This window comes from Hydrogenophaga crassostreae (assembly GCF_001761385.1).
Classification (GTDB): domain Bacteria; phylum Pseudomonadota; class Gammaproteobacteria; order Burkholderiales; family Burkholderiaceae_C; genus Hydrogenophaga; species Hydrogenophaga crassostreae.
Map to the genome: position 1 here is coordinate 3,443,134 of NZ_CP017476.1, position 25,541 is coordinate 3,468,674.

The following is a 25,541-nucleotide window of genomic DNA, read 5'->3' on the forward strand; positions in this document are numbered from 1 at the left end:
TGTGCCATGCGTTTCGCATCGCAACAGCCTGAATGATAGCGCAAAACTATCAATTATCGGCATTGATAGTCCCTATCTGGTCGATAGCTTTTGCTGCAACGCACCACATGGTGTTGGTTCTTTGCGACGCTGTTGCGAATCATTCGTATTTAGATTAACATACCGGCTTCAGCCAGCCACGGTGTTCCGACATTGAAGCCAGCCAACAACGTCCCAGAGATGAGCTGTCCATGTCCACCAACAAGCCTGCGGTCCCAAACCGCCACCTCCCCCCTTCTTCTGCCACACCCGCCCACAGCCCCGCCCTGCTCCCGCTCGGCGCCATGCTGCTCGCCACCTCCATGGGCGCCTTGGCCCAGACCGCGCCCCAGCGCAGCGAAGCCACCCTGCCCACCGTGGAGGTCCGCGCACAGTCCGAGCCCGAAGAAATCAAGGCCAAGAGCAACCTGCGCGCCACCAAATCCGGCATCGGCAAAGGCAAGCAAGCCCTGCGCGACATTCCGCAGTCGGTCACCGTGATGACCGAGATGCTGATCAACGACCGCAACCTCGACGACTTCCGGGAAGTGCTGAAGACCACCGCCGGCGTGACGTTCCAGGCCGGCGAAACCGGCGAAGAAGACGTGCGCCTGCGCGGCTTTTCGCTCGGCCAGGCGGGCGACATCTATGTCGACGGCCTGCGCGACGCACCGCTGATCGAACGCGACACCTTCAACAACGACCGCATCGAGGTGCTCAAGGGATCGGCCTCCATGCTGTTTGGCAAAGGCTCCACCGGTGGCGTGGTGAACCAGGTCAGCAAACAACCGTTCCTGCTGGATCAACACGAGGTGCAACTCACCGTTGGCACCGGCAACGAAAAGCGCCTGACCGGTGACTTCAACATCCTGACCGGCGACGGCGTGGCCCTGCGCATCAACGCCATGGCCCACGACGCCGACAACCACGGCGCCAGCGTCAGCAAAAAAGGCATCGCGCCCACCTACCGCTGGGGCATCGGCCTGCAAGACGAGTTCTCTGTCGGCTTCTACCACCTGGAAACCGACGGCACACCGCTCTACAACCACCCCTGGCTGCTCAACGACGGTGTGATCAACCCCGCGCTGCCCGCCAAGAACTACTACGGCCTCTCAAGCGACTTCCTCAAGACCGAGAGCACCTACGGCACCTTCCAGCACACTCACCGGTTTGACCGCGAGAACGAACTCAAAACCACCATTCGCCATGGCAGCTACGAACGGGAACTGTTGGCCAGTGCCGTGCGCTTCGAAAGTGGTACCACCGCAGAGAACCTCAACCCCAACACCGGCATCACCCGCGGCGCCAAAGGGCGGGTCGGCTACAGCGACCTGACCCAGATCCAGAGCGACTTCAGCGGCAAGTTCAGCGCACTGGGCAAGCAACACGAACTGCTGGCCGGTATCGATCTGAGCAGGGAAGACGCCGACCGCAACCAGCGCTACACCGGCGAGACCAGCGCCAGCCTCCCCAGCACCACGGTGGGAACCCCCAACGACGGCGCCGTCACCCCGGTGCCCTACGGCACACCGCCGCTGAACACCTTCGAAACGCAGAATGTCGGCGTCTATGTGCAGGACACCCTGCATCTCAACCCCCAGCTGCGGCTCATCGCCGGCTTGCGTTTCGACCGCTTCGAAGCGTCATACCGTGACGTGGACGGCAATTCGCTGGACATCGCCGAGAGCCTGGTGAGCCCCCGCTTTGGCGCGATCTACCAGCCCAATGACACCGCGTCCTATTACGCTTCATTCGGCACCTCGTACAACACCTCGGGCGACACCTACCAGTTTGCATTGGGCTCTTTCGACGAAGGCAGCAACAACGCCAAGCTGGCCAACACCCCGCCCGAGAAAAGCCGCACCCTGGAGCTGGGCGGCAAGTTCGAGCTGTTCGACGACCGCGCCACCTTCGGCGCCGCCGTCTTCCACACCGAGAAATACAACGAGCGCAACACCGACGCCGACAGCGCCGCGGCCCAGTACCTGCTCTCCGGCAAGCGCCACGCCACCGGCATGGAGTTCAACCTCAGCGGCCGCATCACACCCGTCTGGGACATCTTCTACAACCACACCTGGATCCCCAACGCCGCCATCGACGAAAGCAACGTGACCTCGGGCAACGCCCAGCAAGTGGGCGACCGCCCGGGTCTCACGCCCAAGCACAGCGCCAGCCTCTGGACCACCTACCGCGTGGCGCCCATGTGGCGCATCGGCTTCGGTCTGAACCACCGCGGCAGCCAGAACCCGGAAGGCAACCGCAACGTCACCGCCCCGGCCTTCACCACGGCCGACGCCATGGTCGAGTACATGGTCAGCGAAAGCGCCACGCTCAAGCTCAACGTCACCAACCTGAGCAACAAGCTCTACGCCGATTCGCTGTACCGTGGTTTCTACGCGCCGGGTGCCGACCGCTCCGTGCAACTCTCCCTGAAATCGACCTTCTAAAGGCCGTCGCCCCGCCCATGCTGCTGCACCTCAAGAACATCCTCTCCCCCGAAGAGGTCCAGACCGCCCAAAGCCTGCTCGGCGAAGGCGCTCCCTGGATCGACGGGCGCAGCAGCGCGGGCAGCCAGGCGCTGACCCAGAAGAACAACCAGCAACTGGCGCAAGACAGCGATGCCGCGCGCCAGTTGCAAACCACCGTGCTCGCGGCCATGCGCCGCGACCCGCTGTTCTTTTCCGCGGCCTTGCCGCGCAAGCTGTTCAACCCGCTGTTCAACCGCTACGGCGCCCAAGGCGAGCACTACGGCCCCCATGTGGACGGCGCCATCCTGCACTCGGCCACCACCCAGGACTGGGTGCGCACCGACATCTCCTGCACGCTCTTCCTCAGCGAACCGGACACCTATGACGGCGGCGAATTGCGGGTGCAAGACACCTACGGCAGCCGCATCGTCAAACTCGCCGCCGGCGACGCCCTGATCTATCCCGGCACCAGCGTGCACGAAGTGACACCAGTGACCCGAGGCACCCGGCTGGCCTCCTTTTTCTGGATCGAAAGCATGGTGCGCAGCGACGAACAGCGCCGCCTGCTGTTCGACCTCGACATGAACCTGCTGAAGCTGCGCCAGCAACACGGCGAGAGCCCTGAAACGACGGCACTTACAGGCACGTATCACAACCTTCTTCGCATGTGGGCGAGTACATGAGCCCCCACGCTCCACCGCTGCGCGGGTCGCTGCCCCCCGAGGGGGCTGATCCAGCTTGGGGCGGCCCTGCGCTGGGTCCATCGAACCCCCACGCTCCACCGCTGTGCGGGTCGCTGCCCCCCGAGGGGGCTGATCCAGCTTGGGGCGGCCCTGCGCTGGGTCCATCGAACCCCCACGCTCCACCGCTGTGCGGGTCGCTGCCCCCCGAGGGGGCTGATCCAGCTTGGGGCGGCCCTGCGCTGGGTCCATCGAACCCCCACGCTCCACCGCTGTGCGGGTCGCTGCCCCCCGAGGGGGCTGACCCAGCTTGGGGCGGCCCTGCGCTGGGTCCATCGAACCCCCACGCTCCACCGCTGTGCGGCTCGCTGCCCCCCGAGGGGGCTGACCCAGCTTGGGGCGGCCCTGCGCTGGGTCCATCGAACCCCCACGCTCCACCGCTGTGCGGCTCGCTGCCCCCCGAGGGGGCTGACCCAGCTTGGGGCGGCCCTGCGCTGGGTCCATCGACCCCCCACGCCCCACCGCTGCGCGGGTCGCTGCCCCCCGAGGGGGCTGACCCAGCTTGGGGCGGCCCTGCGCTGGGTCCATCGAACCCCCACGCCCCACCGCTGTGCGGGTCGCTGCCCCCCGAGGGGGCTGACCCAGCTTGGGGCGGCCCTGCGCCAGCCCTGTCCCGCCCCCACGCTCCACCGTTGCGCGGGACGCTGCCGGCCGATGTCGTGAGCCTGGTCGACCACGAAGCCCTGGCCGCCACGCTAATGTCGCCCGAGGTCAGCGCCTATGTCAACGGCGGCGCAGCCGATGAAATCACCCTGCGCGAGAACCTGCTCGCCTGGCAATCGCTCAGGCTCCGGTCCCGCGTATTGCGGCCACTGGCGGGTGGTCACACCCGCGTTGAGCTGCTCGGCCAGACACTCGCCCATCCCATCCTGGTCGCGCCTATGGCCCATCAACGCCTGCTCCATCCGCATGGGGAGCAGGCCAGCGCCCTGGCCGCGGCCATGCAAGGCGCGGGCTACGTGCTCAGCGCCCAGGCCAACACCGCGCTGGAAACGGTGGCCCGACTCGTGTTGCCACAAGTCGAACGCGGCCCGCTGTGGTTCCAGCTCTACCTGCAGCCCGACCGCGCCTTCAATCTCGAACTGGTGCAGCGGGTCGAAGCCGCAGGATTCGAAGCGCTGGTGCTGACGGTGGACGCGCCGGTCAGCGGGCCGCGCGACCGCGAGCGCCGCGCCGGCTTCGGTCTGCCGGCTGGCCTGTCGGCCGTCAACCTCGCGAATGCCCCTGCGCGCGAGGTGCCGCCACTGGCCGAAGGCCAAAGCGGCCTGTTCGACGACCTGCTGACCCACGCCCCCACCTGGGCCGACATCGCCTGGCTGCGCGAACACACCCGCCTGCCCATCCTGCTCAAAGGCATCACCCACCCCGACGACGCCCGGCTGGCCATCCAGCATGGCGCCGCCGGCATCATCGTCTCCAACCACGGCGGGCGCACGCTCGACACCCTGCCCGCCACCGCGCAGTTGCTGCCGGCGGTGGTCGATGCGGTGCAGGGCGCGGTGCCGGTCCTGGTCGACGGCGGTATCCGCCGCGGCACCGACGTGCTCAAGGCCATGGCACTGGGCGCCAGCGCGGTGCTGGTCGGCCGCCCGGTGCTGCATGGGCTGGCGAACGCCGGCGCGGTGGGCGTGGCCCATGTGCTGCGTTTGCTGCGCGATGAGCTGGAGATGGCGATGGCGCTGTGCGGCTGCGCTTCGCTGGCGCGCAATGCTTCAGACAGCGCTGCTCACCCGATTGCGCAGGATGCCCCCATTGGCGTCCATGAAATACTCAAATGAGACCGATTCGCATTTACAATTCAACCAGCACGCGAAACACCGTACGTTTCCCTTCCAACCTCACCACACAAAGGACCACCGCCATGAACCCTGGATTTGCCGCTCTGCTGACTGGTCTGGGTCTGGTCCTGGTTGCGCTGCCCTGGGTGTTCGGCGTGCAGCGCTCGACGAGCGCGTCCTAAACTATGTCCCTCGCCCATGCCGCCGCGGCGCCTTTCGCCGCGACAGGGTCCCACCCTGGCCCCAACCTGCCCACCATGCCTCCGCGCCTGCTGCCCATCGCCCTCACCGTGGTCTGTGCCCATGGCCTGGCCCTGTGGGCGCTGCAAGGCGGCCTGATGCGCCCGGCCAAGGTGCCGGCGGAAACGGTGATCATGGTGGCTGACTGGATTGAAGCGCCCCAGCCGGAAATCCCACCCGCGCCACCGGCCCCGCCAGCGCCGCCCAAAGCTGAAAAGCCACCCGCGCCCAAGCTGCAGGCCCCGACGCCGCTCGCCCCCCAACGCGTCCGTGAACCGGCACCTCAGCCGATCCCCCCGGTCGCAGAAGTTGCGCCGGCGCCGGCGCCGCCCCCCCTCAGCGCAGGCAGCGCCAGCGAGTCGGCCGCCAACGCCATCACGGCAACGGCCGCGCCGTCAGCACCGCCGGCCCCACCGGCGCCCCCCAAGGTGGAGTTGCCTTCCAGCAGCGCCAGCTACCTCAACAACGCGCCGCCCCGCTACCCGGCGATCTCCCGCCGCATGGGTGAGCAGGGCCGCGTCGTCGTGCGCGCCCTGATCGAAGCCAATGGCACGGCCAGCCAGGCGAGCATCCAGACCTCCAGCGGCTACGAGCGGCTGGACCAGACCGCCTTGAAAACCGTGCAAAGCTGGCGCTATGTGCCAGGCAAGCGTGGCGGCGTTCCCGAAGCCATGTGGTTCAACATCCCGCTCAATTTCGTGCTCGACTGACCTGCCGCCGGCCACCCACGTTTTATCCGTCCCCTCCCCTTCACCGCAACACGACCCCATGGAACCTCAAATCGCCTCCACCGGCCTCGCCCACGTCTGGATCCAGGGTGATGCCATCACCCGCAGCGTCGCTTTGGCACTGCTGATCATGTCGTTGACCACCTGGGTCATCATTCTCTGGAAAGTGATCGACCAGCGCAGGCTCCGCAAGCAAGCCAAAGCCTGCGAGAGTTTCTGGCACAGCGCCGATTTCGCTGAAGGTCTGGACAAACTGGGCAACCACGACGGCAACCCTTTTCGCGCTCTGGCGACCGAAGGCCGCGAAGCCACGCGCCACATCCTGCACAAAGATGGCAGGCCGGGCACCCAGTTGCACGATTCACTCGACGTCAGCGATTGGGTCGAGCGCTCGCTTCGCAACAGCCTGGATGATTTCACCGCCCGCGTGCAAAGCGGTCTGACCGTGCTCGCGTCCATTGCCTCCACCGCCCCTTTCGTGGGCCTCTTTGGCACCGTCTGGGGCATCTACCACGCGCTGCTGGGCATCGGCGCCGCTGGCCAGGTGAGCATCGATCAGGTGGCTGGCCCCATCGGAGAAGCGTTGATCATGACCGCGCTGGGCCTGCTGGTGGCGATCCCTGCCGTGCTCGGCTACAACGCCCTGGTGCGCGGCAACAAAGGCATCAGCCACCGCCTCAACAGGTTTGGCAACGACCTGCATGCCTATTTCGTCACCGGTGCACGCGTGACAGCGGGCGGCGACGGCAAAGTCTTGCCACTGAAGCGGGGTTGACACCATGGCCATCGGAACCCAGGACGACAGCGACCAGATGCTGAGCGAAATCAACATGATTCCGTTCATCGACGTCATGCTGGTGCTGCTCATCATCTTCATCATCACCGTGCCGGTGATCAACCACGCCGTCAACATCGACCTGCCACAAGCCAGCAATCAGAAGCTGGTCGAAAAGGCGGAAAACGTGCGCCTGTCGGTCAATGCCGATGGCAGCTACCTGTGGAATGACACCCCCGTGAGTGACGCCGATTTTGAGAAACGCCTGAGCGCTTCGGCCGCATTGCAACCCCAACCCGAACTGCACATTCGGGGCGACAAGGATGTGCGCTACGAACGCGTGGCACTGGCCATGGCCACGGCACAGCGATTGGGCCTGAGCAGAATCGGTTTTGTCACCGAACCCAAAGTGCCATGACATCGAAGCCACCCGCGAAAGCCGCTGAACTGGCGGCGGTGCCCGAGCGTCAAAAGCAAACGCCCCTACCCAGCGAAGCCGTGTTGCGCGGCCATTCGGCGGTGGAAATCGAGCACAACGGCCAACTCTACCGGCTGCAGACCACCCGCCAGGGCAAACTGATTCTTACCAAATAGCGACCGGCCTCAAGCTTCAGCCCGCACAAACACCGTCACCAATGGCTGGTCGCCAAGCTGTCGGCTGCAGTGACCATGCAACGCCGGGTCAAATACAGCGCCAGCAGGCAGGGTGTCGGCCGAAAAAAAGTGCTGCCCCGGACCAAAGGTGCGGGTGCTTCCATCCTGCAATCCGATCTCCATCTGACCCTGCAACACGAACAGCCATTGCGGCGCGCCCGTGCAATGGAACTCGGAACGGAATCCCACGGGGCTCTCTCGCAACTGGTAACCCCCGCTGGGAACCACAGGGGAAAGGCGTGCCGCTGGTGATCCCTCACTCAGTTCTATGTTTTCTTCACGGAAACGCGCGCGACCATCGGCGTCGGTGAAAAGTACGGTTTTGATAAAAGTGTTCATGGCGTGGCCTGTTCAATGCGGTATCCGGTTTGTACCTCAAGCCCATGCACGTCCGCCGTGCGAAAAAAAAGGAAAGCGGGGTCTCCCCCCGCTTTCCTTTTCGTGTGATGCGCCGGTTGGTACCGGTCACGTCAATCAGTTGACCGACGTCTTGTTGTAACGGTTGGGGTAGAGTTCATTGAGCTTCAAACCGCTTTCGCCATTGGCAACCACGTTACCGGTGCGAATCGCGTCGCGCAACTCTGCCTTCACTTCAGCGCGGGTCTTGCCCTGGGCCACTGCGGACTGGGCAGCGTACTGGCTTGGGTAGGCCTGGCTGAGGGTCTGGCCGCTTTCGCTATTGGCGATCACATTGCCGGTTCGGATGGCTTCGGCCAGTTCAGCCTTCACTTCAGCGCGGGTCTTGCCCTGGGCCACTGCGGACTGGGCAGCGTACTGGCCTGGGTAGGTTTGGCTGAGGGTCTGGCCGCTCTCGCTATTGGCGATCACATTGCCGGTGCGCACAGCTTCAGCCAGTTCGCCCTTCACATCAGCGCGGGTCTTGGCTTGGGCCACAGCGGCCTGGCCGGTGTAGTTCTGTGGGTACATCTGGTTGAACGTGAGACCGGTCTCGCTGTTGGCAACCGTGTCGCCAGAGCGCACAGCGGCTTCGAGCTGGCTGCGAACCTGTTCGCGGGTCAGGCCGGTGTCGGCAGCGAAAGCGGGAGCGGCAACTGCAGAAGCGATGGCCAGAGCGATGGCGGAGAAAGTAGCGGATTTCATGGTGTGTTCCCTTTCAAGGAATGACAAAAAAACAAACAAAAAGATGACTGACTGATGGATCGTGCCGGCCACCCGGCCGGTTGTCTTTTCGCTGCGGTATCGCTTCCTTGCGATTTGTTTCGGAAGCACTGTTTGCTGCGATGGGTGAACTTTAAGACGAACATCAATCGGGAAAAACCCTCTAAACAAGCACTCTGTATTGCTGAATACGAAACAATGCATGGTGTAGCAAGCGAATTACCGCCAAACATTGACGCTTGAAGCGCAACGCAACCCCACAGGCCGGGAGCGCTGCGGCACACCGTGCCCGCAGTCAAACAGAACCCCGGCCGCAGCGCTGCCTGGCCACCGGCTGCTCAGAACGGCGAAAGCCCAGCCACCTCGCAATGAGGCCGCTGGGCTTTCACATATGGATGCACCCGCCAGAGGCGGTACCAATCAGTTGACCGAGGTGGCGCGGTAGGCGTTGGGATACAACTCGTTGAGCTTCATGCCGGACTCGCCATTGGCAACGATGTCGCCAGTGCGCTGGGCTTCGATCAGCTCGGCGCGCACTTCTTCCCGTGTCTTGCCCTGAGCGACCGTGGTCGCTGGATAGCGGCTGGGGAACAGCTCGCGCATGGTCTGACCGGTGGTGCTGTTGCCAACGATGTCGCCGTTGCGTTGGGCCGCAATCAGTTCAGCCTTCACTTCGGTGCGTGTCTTGCCCTGGGCCACAACAGTCTGGGCAGCGTACTGGCCTGGGTAGGCCTGGCTGAGGGTCTGGCCGCTTTCGCTATTGGCGATCACGTTGCCAGTGCGCACAGCTTCAGCCAGTTCGCCCTTCACATCAGCGCGGGTCTTGGCTTGGGCCACAGCGGCCTGGCCGGTGTAGTTCTGTGGGTACATCTGGTTGAACGTCAGACCGGTCTCGCTGTTGGCAACCGTGTCGCCAGAGCGCACAGCGGCTTCGAGCTGGCTGCGAACCTGTTCGCGGGTGAGGCCGGTGTCGGCAGCGAAAGCGGGAGCGGCAACTGCAGAAGCGATGGCCAGAGCGATGGCGGAGAAAGTAGCGGATTTCATGGTGTGTTCCCTTTCAAGGAATGACAAAAAAACAAACAAAAAGATGACTGACTGATGGATCGTGCCGGCCACCCGGCCGGTTGTCTTTTCGCTGCGGTATCGCTTCCTTGCGGTTTGTTTCGGAAGCACTGTTTGCTGCGATGGGTGAACTTTAAAACGAACATCAATTAGGAAAAACCCTTGATTCATCCACTCTGTATTGCCGAATGTGAAACAATCAAGCCTTCGCAATCCACATTCCCCTTTGATATGGACCGTTTGAGCTCAATGCGCGTGTTCCTGCGCGTGATCGATGAAGGTGGCTTTGCGGCCGCTGCCCGTGCGCTCGACATGTCGCCTGCGGTGGTCACGCGCCTGGTCGCCGACCTCGAGGACCACCTTGGCACGCGCCTGCTGCACCGCACGACCCGCAAACAGTCGCTCACTGAAGCGGGCGAGGCCTATGTGGAGCGCGTGCGCATGATCCTGATGGACCTGGACGAGGCCGACGCCATGGTCAGCTCCCAGACCCATGAGCTCTCCGGCGTGCTGCGCATCCTGGCGCCGCCGGTGCTGGCCACGCATATCCTGGCCCCACTGCTCGCAGGCTTCCGAAAGGCCTATCCCAGCATCCTGATTGACATCGATGTGGCGTCCCACCGGGAACCCCCGATCGAGGACTACGACATCACACTGCTGGGCGTTGACATGAGCTTCGATGGCAATGTCGTTGCCCGCAAGGTGAGCTCGACAGAAGCCATCCTCGTGGCGTCCCCGGCCTACCTGGCACGCCGCGGTGCGCCCACGTCCATCGAAGACCTGAGCAACCACGACTGCCTGCGCATGACCCCAACCGGCCTGCGCAACCGCCCATGGCGGCTGTTTCGCTCTGATGACGAAACCCAGGTGGCCGAAGTTGATGTGAAGCCCGTGCTCTGGGCGAACCACACCGACACCCTGATGCGCGCGGCGCTGGACGGCATGGGCATCACCCCCACCACGGTCGAGCTGGCCGCCCCCTATCTCTCCACGGGGGCGCTGGTGCGCGTGCTCAGCCCCTGGATCTCCAACCGGTTCACTCTCTACGCCGCATTGCCCAGCCGCAAGTTCCTGCCTCAGCGCACACGGGTGTTTGTCGACTACCTGATCGAGCAAACGCGACTCAACATCGCCAATGCCCTATCGGCCTGCGAAGGCGGTTGCTGAGTCGAGCTCCTTGATTGCACAGCAGGGGCGGCGCTTTCCCAAGCCATGGGCATGGCAAAAAAAATTGCAAGGGTTTAACCCCGTTTGCGGGGCGGCAACGTTTCACTGAACTCCAACCACCAGTCCGGAGTTCGACCATGCCCACCCCAAGCCCCTTCTGCCGCAAGACCTTCGCCGCGCTCGCCGCCTGCGCCCTGCTCAGCCCACTCTTCAGCGCCCCGCCCGCCCACGCGATCGGCCGACTGGCCGACGTCGAGGTGATCGACCGCGACAACGGCGAGCGGCTGCAGGTCTACCGCCACCAAGGCGAGCACTGGATCGCCGGCCGCCCTGGCGCCCGCTACGCCATCTCGCTGCACAACCGGCTGCCAGGCCGGGTGCTTGGCGTGGTGTCGGTGGACGGCGTGAACGCGGTGTCGGGAGAGACCGCAGCGGTGTACCAGACCGGCTATGTGCTCGCAGGGCGCCAGGCCTACCGGGTCACCGGCTGGCGCAAGAGCGACCGCGATGTCGCCGCATTCGAGTTCGCTGCCGCGCCCGCTTCCTATGCGGCGCGAACCGGGCGCCCCGACCAGATGGGCGTGATCGGTGTGGCCCTGTTTCGCGAGAAAGCCGTGCCCAGACCGGCGCCCGAGATCGCGCCCGCCAGCCCTTGGGGCAGCGCGCCCCTGCGCGGGCGCCGACACAGCCCGGACGCCCCTTCGCCGCAGGCCAAGAGTGGCCCGCCCGCCGAGTCCTCGAACCGCGCCGAAGCCTCGGGCGCAGCGCAAGACGCAGCGACCGAACGCATGGCATCTGCCCCGCAGCTCGGCACTGGCCACGGCGCGCGCGAGTTCGACCGGGTCGATCACACCACCTTCGAACGCCGCCGGGCCCAGCCAGACGAGGTCGTGCGCATCCGCTATGACAGCCGGGAGAACCTGATCGCCATGGGCATCATCCCGCAGGCCACTGTGCCTCCCCGCCCCAACCCCTTTCCGGCGGGCATCCCTCCGCGCTACGTGCCCGACCCTTCTTGAGAACTGGCCGCCGATAATCGGCACCATGCAAACGCACGGCGAAGACAGCCCCAGCGACGGCGACCTCTTGCAGGCCTACGCTGCGGGCGACGCGCGGGCGTTTGAGACCCTCTACGACCGCCATGCATTGCCGGTGTGGCGCTTTGTACAACGCAGCGCGCAAGACAGCGCATTGGCCGATGAACTGGTGCAGGACGTGTGGTTCAGCGTGGTGCGCCAGGCCAGTCAATACCAACCCCGCGCCCGCTTCCAGACCTGGCTGTTCACCATCGCCCACCACCGCCTGGTCGACCACTGGCGCCGCCACAAACCCCACGCCAGCCTCGATGCAGAAACCCTGGACGGGGCTACTCTGGCCGACAGGCTGGCCGCCGAATCGGGGTTTGGTCCCGATCGGCAACTGGACTCGCGCGAGCAGGCGCAAGCGCTGCTCGATGCGCTGGCCGACCTGCCCAACGTGCAGCGAGAAGCTTTCCTCCTGCAAGCCGAAGGAGGCTTCAGCCTGAACGAGATCGCCCAAACCACTGGCGTGTCAATGGAAACAGCCAAAAGCCGGTTGCGCTACGCCCGCGCCCGACTGCGCGAAGCCCTGGAGGCCTACGCATGAACACCCCACCGCCCCATTCCCGCGATCCCCACCCGAATGACCCGCTGTTGCAGCGCTATGAGGAGGCCAATGCGCATGACGCATCGCGCCCCGGCGCCACCCTGCGCGAAGCGGTATTGGCCCATGCAACATCGCAGGTCACTGCGCCAGCACCTCCCGGGGAAACCCAACGGCCAGCGGCCAATGACAGCCTATGGACATGGCGCGCCCTGGGCAGCATCGCGGTTGTGGGCTTGGCGGGACTGCTGGTGATGCAATTTGAGCGCGGCACACCCGATGAGCAACACGCCGCGCTGGGCACGTCAAGCCAACAAACAGATCGCAGCGTTGCCGCAGCACGATCGAACACCGCTCCCCCGGTCGAGGCCGGTGCCAGTGAAGCAAGCGAAAGCGCCGCCCCAGGGAAAGCATCTGGGGCCGTGCCCATCAGCCCACCCGAACCAACGCCGGTCACACCTCCCGTCAACGCCGAAGCCGACGCCGAACGACCTGCCTCATTGGCAAGGCCTGCAAGCCCGGAGCGAGCCGCCAGGATAGAAGCGCCCGATGCCCTCGAGCCCGCAGAAATGCCTGATGCGATGGCACCAGCGGCGGGTGCAGCGCCACCCATGGGCGCCGAATCCGTGGCCCGCGCTGCGCCCATGGCCAGTACCCGACCAGCTGCGCCGTCTCGCGGCACCTTGAACGAATCGCAACAACGTGCAAAGCGAGGCGTCACCACTGGCAACCAGGTGATCGACCCAGCGGGCTTGTCCAGCGATTCGGTGCAGACTGCGTTGCCCCCGCTACACGCTGCCGCCATCAAGGGCGATCTGGAGGGCGCTCAACGCCTTATGGCTGAGGGCGTGAACATCAATGCGCTCGACAGCCGGGCACGCACGGCGTTGATGCTTGCCGCCATGGGCGGTCAGAAAAATCTGGTGGTCGCCCTGATGGATGCCGGGGCTGACGCGACCTTGCGCGACCATGCCGGGCTGAGTGCAGCCGACCACGCGCTGCGCGCTGGCCACGCCGACTGGTTGCCACTGATGCAACCCAGGCGTTGAGCAACCCCGTTCAGCGCGGACTGGGAAGGCCCGGGTTCACAGGGGTCAGCGCCTGGCCCGTGGTCAGGTAAGCAATCAGGTTGTCCGCCGCCAATTGGGCCATGGCACGGCGCGTTTTCAGCGTGGCACTGGCAATGTGGGGCGTGAGCACCACATTGGGCACGGTCAGCAAATCGGGATTGATCTTGGGCTCGCCCTCAAACACATCCAGTCCGGCCGCGGCAATGCGCCGTTCGCGCAGCGCGGCCACCAGCGCATTTTCTTCGACGATGCCGCCGCGCGCCAGATTGATCAGCGTGGCCGTGGGTTTCATCTGCGCCATTTCATCCGCACCAATGGCGTGGTGCGACTCGGCGCTGTAGGGCAACACCAGCATCAGGTGGTCGGCCTGTTGCAGCAGCTCGGTTTTGCTCACGTACCGCGCATTCAACTTTGCTTCGGTCGCCGCATCTAGCCGCGAGCGGTTGTGGTAAATCACCGGCATGTCAAAGCCGTGCGCCGCGCGTTTGGCAATCGCCTGACCGATGCGGCCCATGCCCAGAATCCCAAGGGTGCTGCCGTTGACCTCTGCCCCGGCAAACAGGTCCAGGCCCCATTTGTTCCAACGGCCCGCGCGCAAAAAGTGTTCGCTCTCTGTCAGTCTGCGAGCCGTTGCCAGCAGCAGAGCCATCCCGAAGTCGGCCGTGGTCTCGGTCAGCACATCAGGGGCGTTGGTGCCCATGACACCGGCTGCCGTCATGGCCGGCACATCAAAGTTGTTGTACCCAACGGCGAGGTTGCTCACAATGCGCAAACTTGGGCACGCAGCCAGCAAGGCGGTGTCAATGCGCTCGGCACCCGAGGTCAGAACACCCGCCTTGCCTTGCAGGCGCTCAGCGAATTGGGCAGGCGTCCAGGTGTCGTCGGACCCGTTGGTTTCCACTTCGAAGTGCTCACGCAACGAGGCGATGACTTCCGGGAATACGGCACGCGCGACAAGAATGGATGGGCGTGAGGTCACTGGGGGTTCCTTATTGCAGCGTCTGGGGTTGGTACACAGGTTCGGGCATCCGCTTCCAGCACACACCGTGGACCCGCCCCTCGACAAGCTCAGGACGGGCCACTGGTGCGGCCCCCCACAGGGGAAGCCGCGAAGCGGCGCAGCTGGAATTTACACAGCCAGCAAGTCGACTTCGAACAGCAGTGTGGCGTTGGGTGGAATCACACCGCCCGCGCCGCGTGCACCATAGCCCAAAGCCGCAGGGATCACCAGGCGGCGCGTTCCGCCCACGGCCATGCCCTGCACGCCTTCGTCCCAACCCTTGATGACCTGGCCCGCGCCCAGGCCAAACTCAAACGGCTGGCCACGGTCTTTGCTTGAGTCGAATTTCGCGCCCTGCACGCCGTCATTGAACAGCCAGCCGGTGTAATGCACCTGCACAGGGCCGCCGGCTTTGGCCACTTCGCCAGCGCCCACGGTGGTGTCTTCGTATTGCAAGCCGCTTTCGGTGGTGATCATGATGGGTCCTTTGTTGAGTAGTGAAAACAAGCTTCGATTATTCCAGTCCTTGGACAGAGCCCGGAAACGCGAAGCAATAGCCCCATGCGGCAGGCAGGCGGCACACATCTTTACGCACCGTTTTCAAAACCGAACCCTTCCGTTCACATCGTTGCGCTGTAATCAAACCACCGAAACAACTCGGTAACAGGAGACCCCACATGAGTTCTATCCGCACCAGCTTCACCCGCCGCTTCGCCTTGGGCGCGCTCACCAGCGCGGCCTTGTTGGCCAGCGTGCCCGCCATGGCCGAAGGCCAGATGGTCGATGTGCGCATCATCAACCGGGAAAACGGGCGAATCCTGCCCGTGTATTCGTTCAAGGGCGACTTGTGGGTCGCCGGCGAGCCGGGCGCTCGCTATGCGGTCCAGTTGCACAATGAAACCCGCGGCCGGGTGCTCAACGTGGTCTCGGTGGACGGCGTGAACGTGGTCTCGGGGGAAACCGCGGCCCTCGACCAGACCGGCTACGTACTCGACTCCCTGCAGCGGTATGACGTGGCGGGCTGGCGCAAAAGCAGCAAAGAAATTGCCGCGTTCGAGTTCACTCGGGCCCCCAAGTCCTATGCAGCACGCACGGACCGCCCCGATGACGTGGGCGTGATCGGCGTCGCGGTGTTCAGTGAAAAGCAACCCAGCTGGCGCGAGCGCGAAGACAGCCGCCAGTCCGGGCGTGACGCCTACGGCAAAAGCGCCCCTGAAACGCGCTCGAGTGCCTTGCCCAAATCAGGGGCGGCAAGCAAGTCTTTCCGGTTTGAAAACAACGGCCCTGTCGAGCAGGAACTGGGCACCGCCCACGGCGATCGGGAACGTGACCGTGTGGGTCAAACCGAATTCGAACGACGCTCCAGGCGCCCGGACGAAATCATCCGCATCCGTTACGACAGCTACGACAACCTTGTCGAAATGGGCGTGATTCCCGTCTACCGTGGCCGCTCTCGCGACCCATCACCCTTCCCCGCACAGCGCCCGCGCTGGGTGCCCGATCCGAGGTAAGCAAGAAGGCATGGGCCTTGCGAAACCGGCCAGCCAGGCGTCCGACAGGATCCTCGCTGGCCGGTGGTACTTTGGCCTCAGCGAACGCGCGCTCAGTCCAGCCAGTGGGTGAAGCTGGACACCGCCTCGCGCGGGGTATGAAAATCGTTGACTTTGTCGTCCGGATCGGCGTACCCCAGCGACATGCCGCAAACCAGCATTTCACTGTCGTCGGCACCAATGTGCGGCATGATGATCTTGGCGAATCCGTTCCATGCAGCCTGCGGGCAGGTGTGCAGGCCATGGCCGCGCGCGGCAACCATGAGGCTTTGCATGAACATGCCGTAGTCGACCAGAGAGCCGCGACCCATCACGCGGTCCAGCGTGAACATCAGGCCCACGGGCGCGTCAAAGAACCGGAAGTTGCGCTGGTGCTGCGCATGCATGCGGTCTTTGTCGCCTTTGGTAATGCCCAGCAGGCCATACAAGCCCCAGCCGTTTTCGCGCCGGCGGTCGATGTAGGGGCTTACCCATTTTTCCGGGTAGTAGTCGTATTCCTCCCGGTACTCGGCAGCCAGTGCTGGATCGGCGCGCAAGGCATCGTGCGCTGCGCACACCTTGTTCACCAGGCCATCGCGGCTCGCGCCCTGCAACACATAAACCTTCCAGGGCTGGGTGTTGGTGCCCGAAGGTGCACGGCTCGCCACTTCCAGCAAATGCGCCAGAACGTTGCGCTCGACGGGCTTGTCCAGGAACGCACGCGCCGACATTCGGCTGGTGATGGCCGCGTCAACGCTGGCCGAATCGATCTCACGGGGATTCATCGCAAAGTCTCCAGGGTGGTTTTGAGCGCATCCGGCAGCGTGGCCGGACGGCGGGTTTCTCGGTCTACATACACATGAACAAAATGGCCACAGGCTGCGGCCAGGTCACTGTTTTCGGCAAACAGCCCGACCTCGTAACGCACGCTGGATTTGCCCAGGTGCGCCACGCGGATGCCCGCGTGAATGGTTTGCGGAAACGCCAGCGGCGCGAAATAGTTGCACTGGGTCTCGATCACCAGGCCAATCACCCCGCCGGCATGAATATCCAGAACGCCCTGTTCAATCAGGTAAGCGTTGACGGCAGTGTCAAACCAGCTGTAGTAGACGACATTGTTGACATGGCCATACACATCGTTGTCCATCCACCGGGTTGTGATGGGGCGAAACACAGGGTAGGCACTTCGCGGCTCGGCTTGTGGACGGCTATCGGGCTTTTCTTGGCTCATGGCGGCCCATTCTGCCAGCGACTGCGGCGCCATCAGTTGCCGCGCTGGACAGCAGCAGCCGCCCAACGGCGGTGGTACTCCAGCGCCACGCGGTAGGTGTTGACCTGAACCTGAACGGTGGTCTCAAGGTCGGTCCCATAGCCTCCCGCCATGCAAAAGGCCAGCGGCAAGCGGCGCTGCCAGGCCCAGTCCATCACGCGCCGATCGCGTGCCTCCAGTCCATCAAAGCTCAGTTTGAGGCGCCCCAGCCTGTCACCTTCATGGGGGTCCGCGCCCGCCAGGTACAGCACCAGATCGGGTTCGAAACGGTGGGAGAGCTCGTCGAGCGCCACCTCCAGTGCTTCCAGATAGGCCGCATCGGTACAGCCATCGGGCAGCTCCACATCGAGGTCGCTGGGCTCTTTGCGGAAGGGGAAATTCCTGGCCCCATGCATGGACAGCGTGAACACGGTGTCGTCGCTGGCAAAAATGCGCGCCGTGCCGTTGCCCTGGTGCACATCCAGGTCCACGATGGCCACTCGCAATGGGCCACCAGCCATGCGGTGGTGGCGGGCGTGCTCGGCCTGCATCAGGCGCGCGCTCACGGCAATGTCGTTGAACACACAGAATCCACTTCCTTTGTCGGCATAGGCATGGTGGGTGCCTCCGGCAAGGTTGGCGGCTATGCCTTCACCCGCCATGGCCGCCCTCGTGGCTTGCAAAGTCGCACCAACCGAGCGACGGGCCCGCTCAGCCATGCCAGGACTCCATGGAAAGCCGATTTCGCGCTGCGCAGCCGCACTCAGCCCGCCTTGGGCAATGGCCGCTATGTAGGTTGGGGTATGAACCAAGGCCAGCTCCCCGTCGGTTGCAGCCTCGGCCTGCCCCAGCCTGACACCAGGGCAATCGGTCTTCAGGCGCTCACGCAGGCGGCCATATTTGGCCATTGGAAAACGGTGTCCCGTGGGCAGCGGCAATACGAACGAGTCGGCATAAAAAGCGAGCAAGGGAGGTCCAGAAAAAAAGACGCTTTGGCCCAGAAGTCAGACCGATACAGCGGTCTTCATTGTGACCAAATGCCTCGCAGGCCGCGCACTGACTCAAACCACGCCAAGTTGTTTCTTTTTGTTGCGGCACAACCAAAGCGCTTGCATCATTGCGGGTAATCCCTATAATAAAGATATGTTGCAGTGCAGCAAAGCGAACGATAACAAAAGCGTCCAGACAGCGCCGAGTTCGGGAGCAGCTCTCAACTACCACCCCAATCCAGAAATTCAGGAGTAATTGAATATGTTGACCGCTGACCAAATCCTCGCCGCCCAAAAAGCCAACCTGCAAACCTTGTTCGGTTTGACCCAAAAAGCATTCGAAGGCGTGGAAAAGCTGGTTGAACTCAACGTGCAAGCCACCAAGGCCGCCATGAACGAGTCCGCCAGCAACACCCAAGCCGTCATGAGCGTCAAGGACGCCCAGGAACTGCTCGCACTGCAAGCCAGCCTGATGCAACCTCTGGCCGAAAAGACCGTGGCTTACAGCCGCCACCTGTACGACATCGCTTCGGGTACCGGCGCTGAGTTCAGCAAAGCTGCTGAAGCCCAAGCCGCTGACGCACAGAAAAAATTCATGTCTGTTGTGGACAACGCTGCCAAAAACGCACCTGCCGGTTCCGAGTCCGCAGTGGCCGTGATGAAAAACGCCGTTACCGCAGCCAACACCGCCATGGAGTCCGTGCAGAAAGCTGTCAAGCAAGCCACCGACATGGCCGAGACCAACTTCAACACCGTGACCAGCCAGGCTGCCACCGCGACCAAGGCTGCTGCCAAGAAGCGTTGATTTGCCTTTGATTGGTGCCGTTGCTCCGGGCTTTGACTTTGGTCAATGCCCCCAGAATAAAACCACTGCACCATGGCGCTGCTCCTGAAAAGAGCGGCGCTGTCACCAGACCGCTTTTTTTGGTTGTCTCCTCGGGTCCTTTTCGAAATACCGATTTCATCGGACCCCTTAAGCCCTCACTGCGAAGTGGGGGCTTTTTTTGTGTGCGTGCGACCAACCGGCGCCCTACCTCAGCCGTGCCATTTCCGCCTTCAACCTGGGCAGCGCAGCCAACATGGCCGCGCGCCCTGCTTCGATACTGCGCTGGCGGGCCGAAAAATCGGCACTGCCCACGCCGCTGAGCGCAGGGCGCACCGGAACCACGTCGGCGCCACTCATTGCCAAGCGGTTGATGCTCTGCCCCATGATGGCGGTTGTTTGCAACAAAACCTGCACCCAGCCCTGGGCGCTGTTGCCGGCTGGATCACTTGAAATGTCCACCGCCAGAACCACCTCGGCACCCATCGCTCTCGCTTGCGCCACAGGCACTGGTGCCACCAGCCCCCCATCCACATAATCGTGACCGGCGATCGCCACCGGAATGAACAGGCCCGGCACCGCACTCGATGCCCTCACCGCTTGGGCTGCGTCTCCCCGGCGGAACACGACCCCTTCCCCACTGGCCAGATCGGTGGCCAGAATACCGAGTGGTATGGGCATGTTCTCGATCAGGCGACCCTTGACTTCGGTTCGCACGTAACGGGCCAGTGCCTCACCTCGCAGCATGCCGCGACCCAGCAGGGGCATGGTCCAGTCGGTCAAAGTGGCTTCTTCCATCGCCATGGCGGTGCGCTCCAGCTCGGCGGCACCCATGCCACTGGCGTACAGCGCTGCGACCAGGCTGCCGGCTGAAGTGCCCACCACCAGATGGGGCCGGATGCCATGTTGTTCCAACACCTGGATCACCCCCACATGTGCAAAGCCGCGAGCGGCGCCGCCGCCCAGAGCCAGCCCAAGACGGGGTAACCGACGAACAGGCTCAACCACTGCTGGTGACATTTCGGCGGGGATCGGGAGTGTGGTTGTCGCCGCCGGTGGTGAAGGGGCAAAGGCAGAACACCCGCTCAGAAACAACACCGCAAGCCAGCTTGCAGCGCTTTTGCCAGGGTTTTTATTAAGAATAATTCGCATTCGTGTTAGTATTCAACTTCGTCTACAGACCGCCCGAAAAGGGCAAAAACCCGGCCATTGTCAGTGCCAGCTTCAACATGATGAAACTCACCAAACAAGTCCCCATGATCCTGGCAGCCTTTGGCGCTGTCATCGCACACGTGCCTGCGCAGGCACAAGACAAAGTGCTCAACATCTACTCGGCCCGCCACTACCAGACCGACGAGGTGATGTACGACCAGTTCACCAAGGACACCGGTATCAAAATCAACCGGGTCGACGCCGATGACGCGGGCATCGTGGCCCGCCTGCGCGCCGAAGGCAGCAGTTCGCCTGCCGATGTCATCTTGCTGGTTGATGCCGCACGCATGGCCTCTGCCGACAGTCTGGGCCTGTTTCAACCGATTCAATCCGCCAAGCTTGACGAAGCCATCCCCGCCAACCTGCGTGCCACGGCCACCAAAGACGGCGTGACCTGGACGGGCTTCTCCACCCGCGCCCGCCTGATCGTGTACGACCCGATGCGCGTCAAGGCCGCCGACGTTGCCACATACGAGCAACTCGCCGACCCCAAACTCAAAGGCATGGTGTGTACCCGTTCCGGCTCCCACCCCTACAACCTGTCGCTGTTCGCCACTGTGGTGGAGCGCCTGGGTGATGCAAAAGGGGAAGCCTGGCTCCAGGGTGTGGTCAACAACATGGCACGCTCACCCAAAGGTGGCGATACCGACCAGATCAAGGCCGTTGCATCGGGCGAATGCGCTGTGGCGCTCACCAACTCGTACTACATGGCGCGCCTGGTCAAATCGGACAAGCCAGAAGACCGCTCCGTGGTTGAAAAAGTGCGCGTGGTATTTCCCAACCAGGGAACCAGTGGCACCCATGTGAACATTGGCGGAGCTGCCGTGGCCAAGCATGCCAAGCACCGTGACAATGCGGTGGCCTTCATGGAATACCTCGCCAGCCCATTTGCACAGAACTACTTTGCCAATGGCAACAACGAGTTTGCTGCGGCCAAAGGCGTGAAAATCGACAACCCGGCCATCACTGCCATGGGTGGAGACCAGTTCAAAGCCGAAACCGTGCCCCTGGGCGTGGTGGCCAAGAACATGACCAAGGTTCAGCAGATGCTGGATCGGGTTGGGTACAAATAGGCCCCCCGCGCCGGCCCGGCAAAGCCGGGTCCGACGCACCATGCATCAACGCCCTCGCATCTTTTGGTGCACCTCCACTGAACGCCTTGGCACGAGCCTTGCTCCGTTACCCGGGCTTGATTCAGCAGAGCATGTGGTCCTTTTTCCGCTCGCAAAAAAGCCTGCGTCACCGCAGGCTTTTCACATTCCAGCTTAGCCCAGTCCTCTCATTCGATCCCTGTGCAACGCCGTCCGACACGGCCGTTAAATGCACCTAAAACACTTCGGGCACAAAAATCTCGCCGGGCACTGCATGGCGGCGGTAACCCACGTGGCGCACCCGATCGGGCAAAGTGATGCTGGGGCGCTCTACCTCCGAATACGGCATCTGGCTCAACAAGTGGCTGATGCAGTTGAGGCGGGCACGCTTCTTGTCATCGGCTGGCACAACCCACCAGGGTGACTCAGCAATGTGGGTTCGCTCAAGCATGACCTCTTTTGCAGCGGTGTACAGCTCCCATCGGCGACGCGATTCGAGGTCCATGGGACTGAGCTTCCATTGTTTGAGCGGGTCGTGTATGCGCCCCAGAAAGCGCATCTCCTGCTCTTCGTCAGAAATGGAAAACCAGTATTTGATGAGCTGAATGCCCGATCGCACCAGCATCTTCTCAAAGTCAGGCACGGTGCGAAAGAACTCTTCGTATTGCTCGTCCGAGCAAAAACCCATGACCTTTTCAACGCCGGCGCGGTTGTACCAGCTGCGGTCGAACAAGACGATCTCGCCGCCTGCAGGCAAATGCGGCACGTAACGCTGGAAATACCACTGCGTTCGCTCACGGTCGCTAGGCGCAGGCAGCGCCACCACTCGGCAGACGCGCGGGTTCAGGCGCTGGGTGATCCGCTTGATGACACCACCTTTGCCCGCCGCGTCACGGCCCTCAAAAACAATCACCACCTTGTGCCCCGTAGCGACCACCCAGTCTTGCAGCTTGACGAGTTCCGCCTGCAACCGAAACAGCTCGCGGAAATAGTGCCGACGGCCTTCCCGGTGTGCCGAGGGCGTATCCGGATCCAGGCCGTTGACCAGGGCATCAACGTGCCGGTCCTCAATTTCCATCTCCAGCTCTTCGTCAAAGCCGTCCATCAAATCATTGTGGAGGCGGCGCAGCAGCTCGTCTTGGCTGTCAATCATGGAAACTCCGTGCAGGGATGTAAGGGCAACGGCGTGCAGCTTAATCAATACATGTGACAACCATATGAACAAACGATGGGCAACCGTGCCCCCCAACAAGCAGCGGTCAACAGGCGTCAGCTGTGCAGGCGTTTTCGCGCCCGGTGCAGGCGAACAAACAGGCTTTCCTGGGTGATGCCCAGGCGCTCGCAAACCACCTCGGTTGGCTCGTCGTTCAGTACGCGCCACTCCATCACATCGCGCAGGCCTTCGGGCAGCTGGGCAATACGCGCCATGACGATCGCCAACTGTTCCCGCTGCTCTGTCAACTCATCGGGCTGGGCGCAAGGACACGCCAGCGCACTCCACTCATCCTCCTGATCACCCTCGCCATCAAACCCGGCCGCCTGGTATCGCGCCCGATCGCGAATCAGGTCCACGACCTTGTTCTTGAGGATGCCCACCAACCAGCTGCGCAAGGCGCTGCGCCCACCGAACACCGCCCGGCCTTCAAGCACGGCCTCAAACACGTCGTGCACCACGTCTTCGGCCAACGCTGGATCGTGCAGCTTGCGTCGGGCATAACCCACCAGGTAGTCGCGGTGTGACCACACGTCCCGGGTGTACAGGCCGTTCAGCCATGGAGCGGGGTAAGCAGCAGGTTGGAGCAAGGTCTGGTTCATGATGGCGTCCTTTCGGCGAGTCGATGGCTCTACTATGGAAAGCCCAGATCACAGTGATCTCCCGAAAGATCACATTTGCATCACATTTCGGTAAGAAACTGCCCACCACCCCGACACAACGCCCATGAACCCTGTCAAACGCATCCTGGTGGCCGAAGACCAGACCGACATCCGCGACCTGCTGGTACTCAACCTGCGCGCGGCGGGATACGAGGTGAGTGAAACCCGCGATGGTCTGAGCGCGCTGGCGCAACACACCGAGACCCCATGCGACTTGCTGGTGCTCGATCTCATGATGCCGGGCCTGGACGGGCTGGAACTGTGCAAAACCCTGCGCGCCAAAGGCGATACGACACCCATCCTCATGCTCACGGCCAAGGCCACCGAGCTCGACCGCGTGCTGGGACTGGAGCTGGGCGCCGACGACTACCTCACCAAACCCTTCTCCCTCGCCGAACTGCTCGCGCGGGTCAAGGCGCTTCTGCGACGCGCTGATCAGCTGCGCGTTGCACTGGCCGCGCAAGCCAGTTCAAACGATGCAAGCACCACGCTGGTCAATGGCGAACTTGAGATTCAGCCGGTCAAACGACTGGTCAAGGTGCAGGGCGAGCCCCAGGATTTCACCGCGCTGGAGTTTGATCTTCTGATGCACTTTGCACAACACCCTGGCCATGTCTATTCCCGTGCGCAGCTGCTGAGCGCCGTCTGGGGTTACAGCCACGATGGCTACGAGCACACCGTCACCACCCACATCAACCGCCTGCGGGCCAAGCTGGAGACCGACCCGTTGAAGCCGGAGATCATCCTCACCGTGCGCGGAGCGGGCTACAAGATGCGCGAGTGTCCGGTGACCAAGGCATGAACGTTCGCAGCAAACTCACGCTGACCATCGCCCTGACGGGCCTGTTCACGGCGCTGGGGGTGGTGCTCGCGCTGGTGTTCGCCTACGAGCGCTTTGAACACGAGTCGAGCTACTACCGAGCCGACGCGTTCCTCAAACGGGTGACCGCCCAGCACACCGATTTGCTGGGCATGCGCGAACGCTTTGGCGATGAGTTCGACGGCTTTCTCGCCAACCTGGTGCTCTACGAAGCCGATACCCAGCTCTACCTGCTCGACCCGCAAGGCCGCGTCTTGAGCTCCACCAGCCAGATGCCCCTGGCGCCCGACTACCGGGTCAACATGAACCCGGTCATGCGCGCGTCGAGCGAAACCCCCATGCCCTATGTGCTCGGCGACAACCCGGAAAGCATGGACACACGGGTGGTGGTGGCCGCTCGCGCCCTGCGCCCCATGTCGATTGCGCCCTCTCCCGCGGTGGGTTACCTCTACCTGGTCACCCGCCCGAGCACCTTCGCCGAGGGCAACCCGGCGGCATTGCGCAGCGTGCTGGCACAGCCATTTGTGGTCATGATTCTGGCCGTGGTGGCCTTGTCCACCTTGCTGGCCGCCTGGCTGACCGCCACCATCACCCGTCCGCTCAAGCGGCTGACTGAAGCCGTGAACCGCATCCGCGACAAGGGCCTTCAGGCGCCCGACCCCGTCCAGCCCCAGGAAGCGGCTGTGCCCTGGGACCTGCCCGACACCCGCGACGCAGACGAATTCGGCCAACTCGCGCGCGGCATCGGCGCCATGCTGCAAACCCTGCGCGGGCAGTGGACCACCATGCACCAGCTCGATCACTTCCGACGCGAAGGCGTGAGCAACCTCTCACACGATTTGCAGTCACCACTGACAGCGACCACCACCTGCCTTGAAACACTGGATCAGCGCTGGGCAGTCGACCCTTCGAGACAGGAAGACCGCGCGCTGGTGGCGGTTGCCTTGCGCAACACGCGTAACGCCTCGCGCCTGGTACACAGCCTGGGAGACCTGGCCCGGCTCGATGAGCCTTCGTTCCAGCTCAAAAAGGAGCGGCTGAACCTGGGCGAACTGCTCGATGGCGTGAGCATGCGATTTGCCGAACGCGCGCGCCAGGCCCACGTGGCGCTGTCGGTCGCCGATGAACCCGCACCGGTGTCCGCGTCGGTCGATGTGCAGTTGATCGAGCGCGCGGTGGCCAATCTGGTGGACAACGCACTCAAATTTGCACCACCCAACAGCGCCGTCACTTTGCGCGTGGAGCAACAAACAACCTCGGAAGGTCAGGGGATGGCTCTCATCGCCGTTCGCGACCTCGGCCCGGGCATCGACCCCCATGACCTGCCCCACCTCTTCGACCGGTTCTACCAAAGCAGAAGACGTGTAGCACCTGCCACTGGTGAAGGCGGCAAAGGCCTGGGGCTGGCCATCGTCAAGCGCATTGCCGAGTTGCACGGAGGGCTGTTGACTGTCAGCAGCGTGCCCGGATCGGGCACCGAGGTGGTGCTGGAAATACCGGCGAACTGAGGC

General features: G+C 63.3%; 27 protein-coding genes. 16 read left to right on the forward strand and 11 right to left on the reverse strand.

Annotated elements, in window-relative coordinates:
* Nucleotides 1–230: 230 nt before the first annotated feature.
* The 7 genes from LPB072_RS15805 (at nucleotide 231) to hemP (ending at nucleotide 7,341) form a co-directional block, all read left to right on the forward strand.
* A complete protein-coding gene (locus tag LPB072_RS15805) occupies nucleotides 231–2,465 on the forward strand; it encodes a TonB-dependent receptor (protein ID WP_066083917.1) in 2,235 nt (744 codons plus the stop codon).
* Between the two features lie 17 nt (nucleotides 2,466–2,482).
* Entirely contained in the window at nucleotides 2,483–3,169 is a 687-nt protein-coding gene (locus LPB072_RS15810; RefSeq protein WP_066083914.1) for a Fe2+-dependent dioxygenase, read from the forward strand.
* 716 nt (nucleotides 3,170–3,885) lie between these two features.
* On the forward strand, nucleotides 3,886–5,004 hold the full coding sequence (locus LPB072_RS15815; protein ID WP_232456521.1) for an alpha-hydroxy acid oxidase: 1,119 nt from the start codon (nucleotides 3,886–3,888) through the stop codon (nucleotides 5,002–5,004).
* Between the two features lie 257 nt (nucleotides 5,005–5,261).
* Nucleotides 5,262–5,954, forward strand: a complete 693-nt coding sequence (locus LPB072_RS15825) for an energy transducer TonB (protein WP_066092710.1) — start codon at nucleotides 5,262–5,264, stop codon at nucleotides 5,952–5,954.
* A gap of 58 nt (nucleotides 5,955–6,012) precedes the next feature.
* Entirely contained in the window at nucleotides 6,013–6,747 is a 735-nt protein-coding gene (locus LPB072_RS15830; RefSeq protein WP_066092694.1) for a MotA/TolQ/ExbB proton channel family protein, read from the forward strand.
* 4 nt (nucleotides 6,748–6,751) lie between these two features.
* Nucleotides 6,752–7,165 (forward strand): ExbD/TolR family protein, encoded by a 414-nt coding sequence (locus LPB072_RS15835; protein WP_066092697.1) that lies wholly within the window; start codon nucleotides 6,752–6,754, stop codon nucleotides 7,163–7,165.
* Nucleotides 7,162–7,341, forward strand: coding sequence for a hemin uptake protein HemP (gene hemP / locus LPB072_RS15840; protein ID WP_066092700.1), 180 nt, complete (start codon nucleotides 7,162–7,164; stop codon nucleotides 7,339–7,341). The genes LPB072_RS15835 and hemP overlap by 4 nt, the downstream gene beginning before the upstream one ends.
* 9 nt (nucleotides 7,342–7,350) lie before the next feature.
* Here hemP and LPB072_RS15845 read toward each other — a convergent pair whose 3' ends face one another.
* From LPB072_RS15845 to LPB072_RS15855, 3 genes are all read right to left on the reverse strand, one after another.
* Nucleotides 7,351–7,740: a cupin domain-containing protein gene (locus tag LPB072_RS15845; protein WP_066092703.1), complete on the reverse strand. Its 390-nt coding sequence runs from the start codon at nucleotides 7,738–7,740 to the stop codon at nucleotides 7,351–7,353.
* Between the two features lie 135 nt (nucleotides 7,741–7,875).
* A complete protein-coding gene (locus LPB072_RS15850; protein ID WP_197508838.1) occupies nucleotides 7,876–8,502 on the reverse strand; it encodes a DUF4148 domain-containing protein in 627 nt (208 codons plus the stop codon).
* A gap of 438 nt (nucleotides 8,503–8,940) precedes the next feature.
* Nucleotides 8,941–9,564, reverse strand: coding sequence for a DUF4148 domain-containing protein (locus tag LPB072_RS15855; protein ID WP_197508839.1), 624 nt, complete (start codon nucleotides 9,562–9,564; stop codon nucleotides 8,941–8,943).
* Nucleotides 9,565–9,831: 267 nt separating this feature from the next.
* Between LPB072_RS15855 and LPB072_RS15860 the strand changes: the two genes are divergently transcribed.
* From LPB072_RS15860 to LPB072_RS15875, 4 genes are all read left to right on the forward strand, one after another.
* A complete protein-coding gene (locus tag LPB072_RS15860; protein WP_331245842.1) occupies nucleotides 9,832–10,749 on the forward strand; it encodes a LysR family transcriptional regulator in 918 nt (305 codons plus the stop codon).
* Between the two features lie 137 nt (nucleotides 10,750–10,886).
* A complete protein-coding gene (locus LPB072_RS15865; protein ID WP_066089373.1) occupies nucleotides 10,887–11,768 on the forward strand; it encodes a hypothetical protein in 882 nt (293 codons plus the stop codon).
* 25 nt (nucleotides 11,769–11,793) lie between these two features.
* Nucleotides 11,794–12,375, forward strand: a complete 582-nt coding sequence (locus LPB072_RS15870; RefSeq protein WP_066089370.1) for an RNA polymerase sigma factor — start codon at nucleotides 11,794–11,796, stop codon at nucleotides 12,373–12,375.
* Nucleotides 12,372–13,421 carry an ankyrin repeat domain-containing protein gene (locus LPB072_RS15875; RefSeq protein WP_066089367.1) on the forward strand — a complete coding sequence of 350 codons (1,050 nt, stop codon included), beginning with the start codon at nucleotides 12,372–12,374 and terminating at the stop codon, nucleotides 13,419–13,421. Before LPB072_RS15870 ends, LPB072_RS15875 begins: the two co-directional genes overlap by 4 nt.
* Before the next feature lie 10 nt (nucleotides 13,422–13,431).
* On the opposite strand, the gene LPB072_RS15880 is transcribed toward LPB072_RS15875, so the two are convergent.
* Nucleotides 13,432–14,421, reverse strand: coding sequence for a 2-hydroxyacid dehydrogenase (locus LPB072_RS15880; protein WP_066089364.1), 990 nt, complete (start codon nucleotides 14,419–14,421; stop codon nucleotides 13,432–13,434).
* A gap of 150 nt (nucleotides 14,422–14,571) precedes the next feature.
* Complete coding sequence (locus LPB072_RS15885) at nucleotides 14,572–14,919, reverse strand: FKBP-type peptidyl-prolyl cis-trans isomerase (RefSeq protein ID WP_066089361.1); 348 nt, start codon at nucleotides 14,917–14,919, stop codon at nucleotides 14,572–14,574.
* A 200-nt stretch (nucleotides 14,920–15,119) separates the two neighbouring features.
* Here LPB072_RS15885 and LPB072_RS15890 point away from each other — a divergent pair, with 200 nt between their 5' ends.
* Complete coding sequence (locus tag LPB072_RS15890; protein ID WP_066089358.1) at nucleotides 15,120–15,953, forward strand: hypothetical protein; 834 nt, start codon at nucleotides 15,120–15,122, stop codon at nucleotides 15,951–15,953.
* 92 nt (nucleotides 15,954–16,045) lie between these two features.
* Here the strand turns inward: LPB072_RS15890 and LPB072_RS15895 are convergent, their stop codons facing one another.
* Genes LPB072_RS15895 through LPB072_RS15905 form a run of 3 tightly spaced genes read right to left on the reverse strand, consistent with a single transcriptional unit; the run spans nucleotide 16,046 to nucleotide 18,188 of the window.
* A complete protein-coding gene (locus LPB072_RS15895; protein WP_066089355.1) occupies nucleotides 16,046–16,756 on the reverse strand; it encodes a nitroreductase in 711 nt (236 codons plus the stop codon).
* On the reverse strand, nucleotides 16,753–17,202 hold the full coding sequence (locus tag LPB072_RS15900) for an acyl-CoA thioesterase (RefSeq protein WP_231943271.1): 450 nt from the start codon (nucleotides 17,200–17,202) through the stop codon (nucleotides 16,753–16,755). Before LPB072_RS15900 ends, LPB072_RS15895 begins: the two co-directional genes overlap by 4 nt.
* Before the next feature lie 32 nt (nucleotides 17,203–17,234).
* The gene (locus LPB072_RS15905) at nucleotides 17,235–18,188 is read right to left on the reverse strand and encodes a histone deacetylase family protein (protein WP_066089349.1); all 954 of its coding nucleotides are present in this window, start codon (nucleotides 18,186–18,188) and stop codon (nucleotides 17,235–17,237) included.
* A gap of 283 nt (nucleotides 18,189–18,471) precedes the next feature.
* Between LPB072_RS15905 and LPB072_RS15910 the strand changes: the two genes are divergently transcribed.
* On the forward strand, nucleotides 18,472–19,014 hold the full coding sequence (locus tag LPB072_RS15910) for a phasin family protein (protein WP_066089346.1): 543 nt from the start codon (nucleotides 18,472–18,474) through the stop codon (nucleotides 19,012–19,014).
* A 225-nt stretch (nucleotides 19,015–19,239) separates the two neighbouring features.
* Here LPB072_RS15910 and LPB072_RS15915 read toward each other — a convergent pair whose 3' ends face one another.
* Nucleotides 19,240–20,052 (reverse strand): patatin-like phospholipase family protein, encoded by an 813-nt coding sequence (locus tag LPB072_RS15915; protein WP_231943273.1) that lies wholly within the window; start codon nucleotides 20,050–20,052, stop codon nucleotides 19,240–19,242.
* A gap of 236 nt (nucleotides 20,053–20,288) precedes the next feature.
* On the opposite strand from LPB072_RS15915, the gene LPB072_RS15920 reads away from it, so the two are divergent.
* The gene (locus LPB072_RS15920; RefSeq protein WP_231943559.1) at nucleotides 20,289–21,317 is read left to right on the forward strand and encodes an extracellular solute-binding protein; all 1,029 of its coding nucleotides are present in this window, start codon (nucleotides 20,289–20,291) and stop codon (nucleotides 21,315–21,317) included.
* A 253-nt stretch (nucleotides 21,318–21,570) separates the two neighbouring features.
* Here the strand turns inward: LPB072_RS15920 and ppk2 are convergent, their stop codons facing one another.
* Together ppk2 and LPB072_RS15930 are read right to left on the reverse strand one after the other, a co-directional pair.
* Complete coding sequence (gene ppk2, locus LPB072_RS15925; protein WP_066089340.1) at nucleotides 21,571–22,488, reverse strand: polyphosphate kinase 2; 918 nt, start codon at nucleotides 22,486–22,488, stop codon at nucleotides 21,571–21,573.
* A 116-nt stretch (nucleotides 22,489–22,604) separates the two neighbouring features.
* Nucleotides 22,605–23,150 carry an RNA polymerase sigma factor gene (locus LPB072_RS15930; protein ID WP_066089337.1) on the reverse strand — a complete coding sequence of 182 codons (546 nt, stop codon included), beginning with the start codon at nucleotides 23,148–23,150 and terminating at the stop codon, nucleotides 22,605–22,607.
* Nucleotides 23,151–23,274: 124 nt separating this feature from the next.
* Between LPB072_RS15930 and LPB072_RS15935 the strand changes: the two genes are divergently transcribed.
* Together LPB072_RS15935 and LPB072_RS15940 are read left to right on the forward strand one after the other, a co-directional pair.
* Nucleotides 23,275–24,012 carry a response regulator transcription factor gene (locus tag LPB072_RS15935; protein ID WP_066089334.1) on the forward strand — a complete coding sequence of 246 codons (738 nt, stop codon included), beginning with the start codon at nucleotides 23,275–23,277 and terminating at the stop codon, nucleotides 24,010–24,012.
* Nucleotides 24,009–25,538, forward strand: a complete 1,530-nt coding sequence (locus tag LPB072_RS15940; protein WP_157559339.1) for a sensor histidine kinase — start codon at nucleotides 24,009–24,011, stop codon at nucleotides 25,536–25,538. The genes LPB072_RS15935 and LPB072_RS15940 overlap by 4 nt, the downstream gene beginning before the upstream one ends.
* Nucleotides 25,539–25,541: the final 3 nt, after the last annotated feature.

Excerpts from the sequence above, each read along its gene's own strand:
- LPB072_RS15830 (WP_066092694.1), top strand. The coding sequence starts at position 6,013 with ATGGAACCTCAAATCGCCTCCACCGGCCTCGCCCACGTCTGGATCCAG.
- LPB072_RS15890 (WP_066089358.1), top strand. The coding sequence starts at position 15,120 with ATGAGTTCTATCCGCACCAGCTTCACCCGCCGCTTCGCCTTGGGCGCG.
- LPB072_RS15910 (WP_066089346.1), top strand. The coding sequence starts at position 18,472 with ATGTTGACCGCTGACCAAATCCTCGCCGCCCAAAAAGCCAACCTGCAA.
- LPB072_RS15835 (WP_066092697.1), top strand. The coding sequence starts at position 6,752 with ATGGCCATCGGAACCCAGGACGACAGCGACCAGATGCTGAGCGAAATC.
- LPB072_RS15885 (WP_066089361.1), bottom strand. The coding sequence starts at position 14,919 with ATGATCACCACCGAAAGCGGCTTGCAATACGAAGACACCACCGTGGGC.
- LPB072_RS15805 (WP_066083917.1), top strand. The coding sequence starts at position 231 with ATGTCCACCAACAAGCCTGCGGTCCCAAACCGCCACCTCCCCCCTTCT.
- LPB072_RS15850 (WP_197508838.1), bottom strand. The coding sequence starts at position 8,502 with ATGAAATCCGCTACTTTCTCCGCCATCGCTCTGGCCATCGCTTCTGCA.
- LPB072_RS15875 (WP_066089367.1), top strand. The coding sequence starts at position 12,372 with ATGAACACCCCACCGCCCCATTCCCGCGATCCCCACCCGAATGACCCG.
- ppk2 (WP_066089340.1), bottom strand. The coding sequence starts at position 22,488 with ATGATTGACAGCCAAGACGAGCTGCTGCGCCGCCTCCACAATGATTTG.
- LPB072_RS15870 (WP_066089370.1), top strand. The coding sequence starts at position 11,794 with ATGCAAACGCACGGCGAAGACAGCCCCAGCGACGGCGACCTCTTGCAG.
- LPB072_RS15860 (WP_331245842.1), top strand. The coding sequence starts at position 9,832 with ATGCGCGTGTTCCTGCGCGTGATCGATGAAGGTGGCTTTGCGGCCGCT.
- hemP (WP_066092700.1), top strand. The coding sequence starts at position 7,162 with ATGACATCGAAGCCACCCGCGAAAGCCGCTGAACTGGCGGCGGTGCCC.
- LPB072_RS15920 (WP_231943559.1), top strand. The coding sequence starts at position 20,289 with ATGATCCTGGCAGCCTTTGGCGCTGTCATCGCACACGTGCCTGCGCAG.
- LPB072_RS15900 (WP_231943271.1), bottom strand. The coding sequence starts at position 17,202 with ATGAGCCAAGAAAAGCCCGATAGCCGTCCACAAGCCGAGCCGCGAAGT.
- LPB072_RS15895 (WP_066089355.1), bottom strand. The coding sequence starts at position 16,756 with ATGAATCCCCGTGAGATCGATTCGGCCAGCGTTGACGCGGCCATCACC.
- LPB072_RS15855 (WP_197508839.1), bottom strand. The coding sequence starts at position 9,564 with ATGAAATCCGCTACTTTCTCCGCCATCGCTCTGGCCATCGCTTCTGCA.
- LPB072_RS15915 (WP_231943273.1), bottom strand. The coding sequence starts at position 20,052 with ATGTCACCAGCAGTGGTTGAGCCTGTTCGTCGGTTACCCCGTCTTGGG.
- LPB072_RS15825 (WP_066092710.1), top strand. The coding sequence starts at position 5,262 with ATGCCTCCGCGCCTGCTGCCCATCGCCCTCACCGTGGTCTGTGCCCAT.
- LPB072_RS15940 (WP_157559339.1), top strand. The coding sequence starts at position 24,009 with ATGAACGTTCGCAGCAAACTCACGCTGACCATCGCCCTGACGGGCCTG.
- LPB072_RS15810 (WP_066083914.1), top strand. The coding sequence starts at position 2,483 with ATGCTGCTGCACCTCAAGAACATCCTCTCCCCCGAAGAGGTCCAGACC.
- LPB072_RS15930 (WP_066089337.1), bottom strand. The coding sequence starts at position 23,150 with ATGAACCAGACCTTGCTCCAACCTGCTGCTTACCCCGCTCCATGGCTG.
- LPB072_RS15865 (WP_066089373.1), top strand. The coding sequence starts at position 10,887 with ATGCCCACCCCAAGCCCCTTCTGCCGCAAGACCTTCGCCGCGCTCGCC.
- LPB072_RS15935 (WP_066089334.1), top strand. The coding sequence starts at position 23,275 with ATGAACCCTGTCAAACGCATCCTGGTGGCCGAAGACCAGACCGACATC.
- LPB072_RS15845 (WP_066092703.1), bottom strand. The coding sequence starts at position 7,740 with ATGAACACTTTTATCAAAACCGTACTTTTCACCGACGCCGATGGTCGC.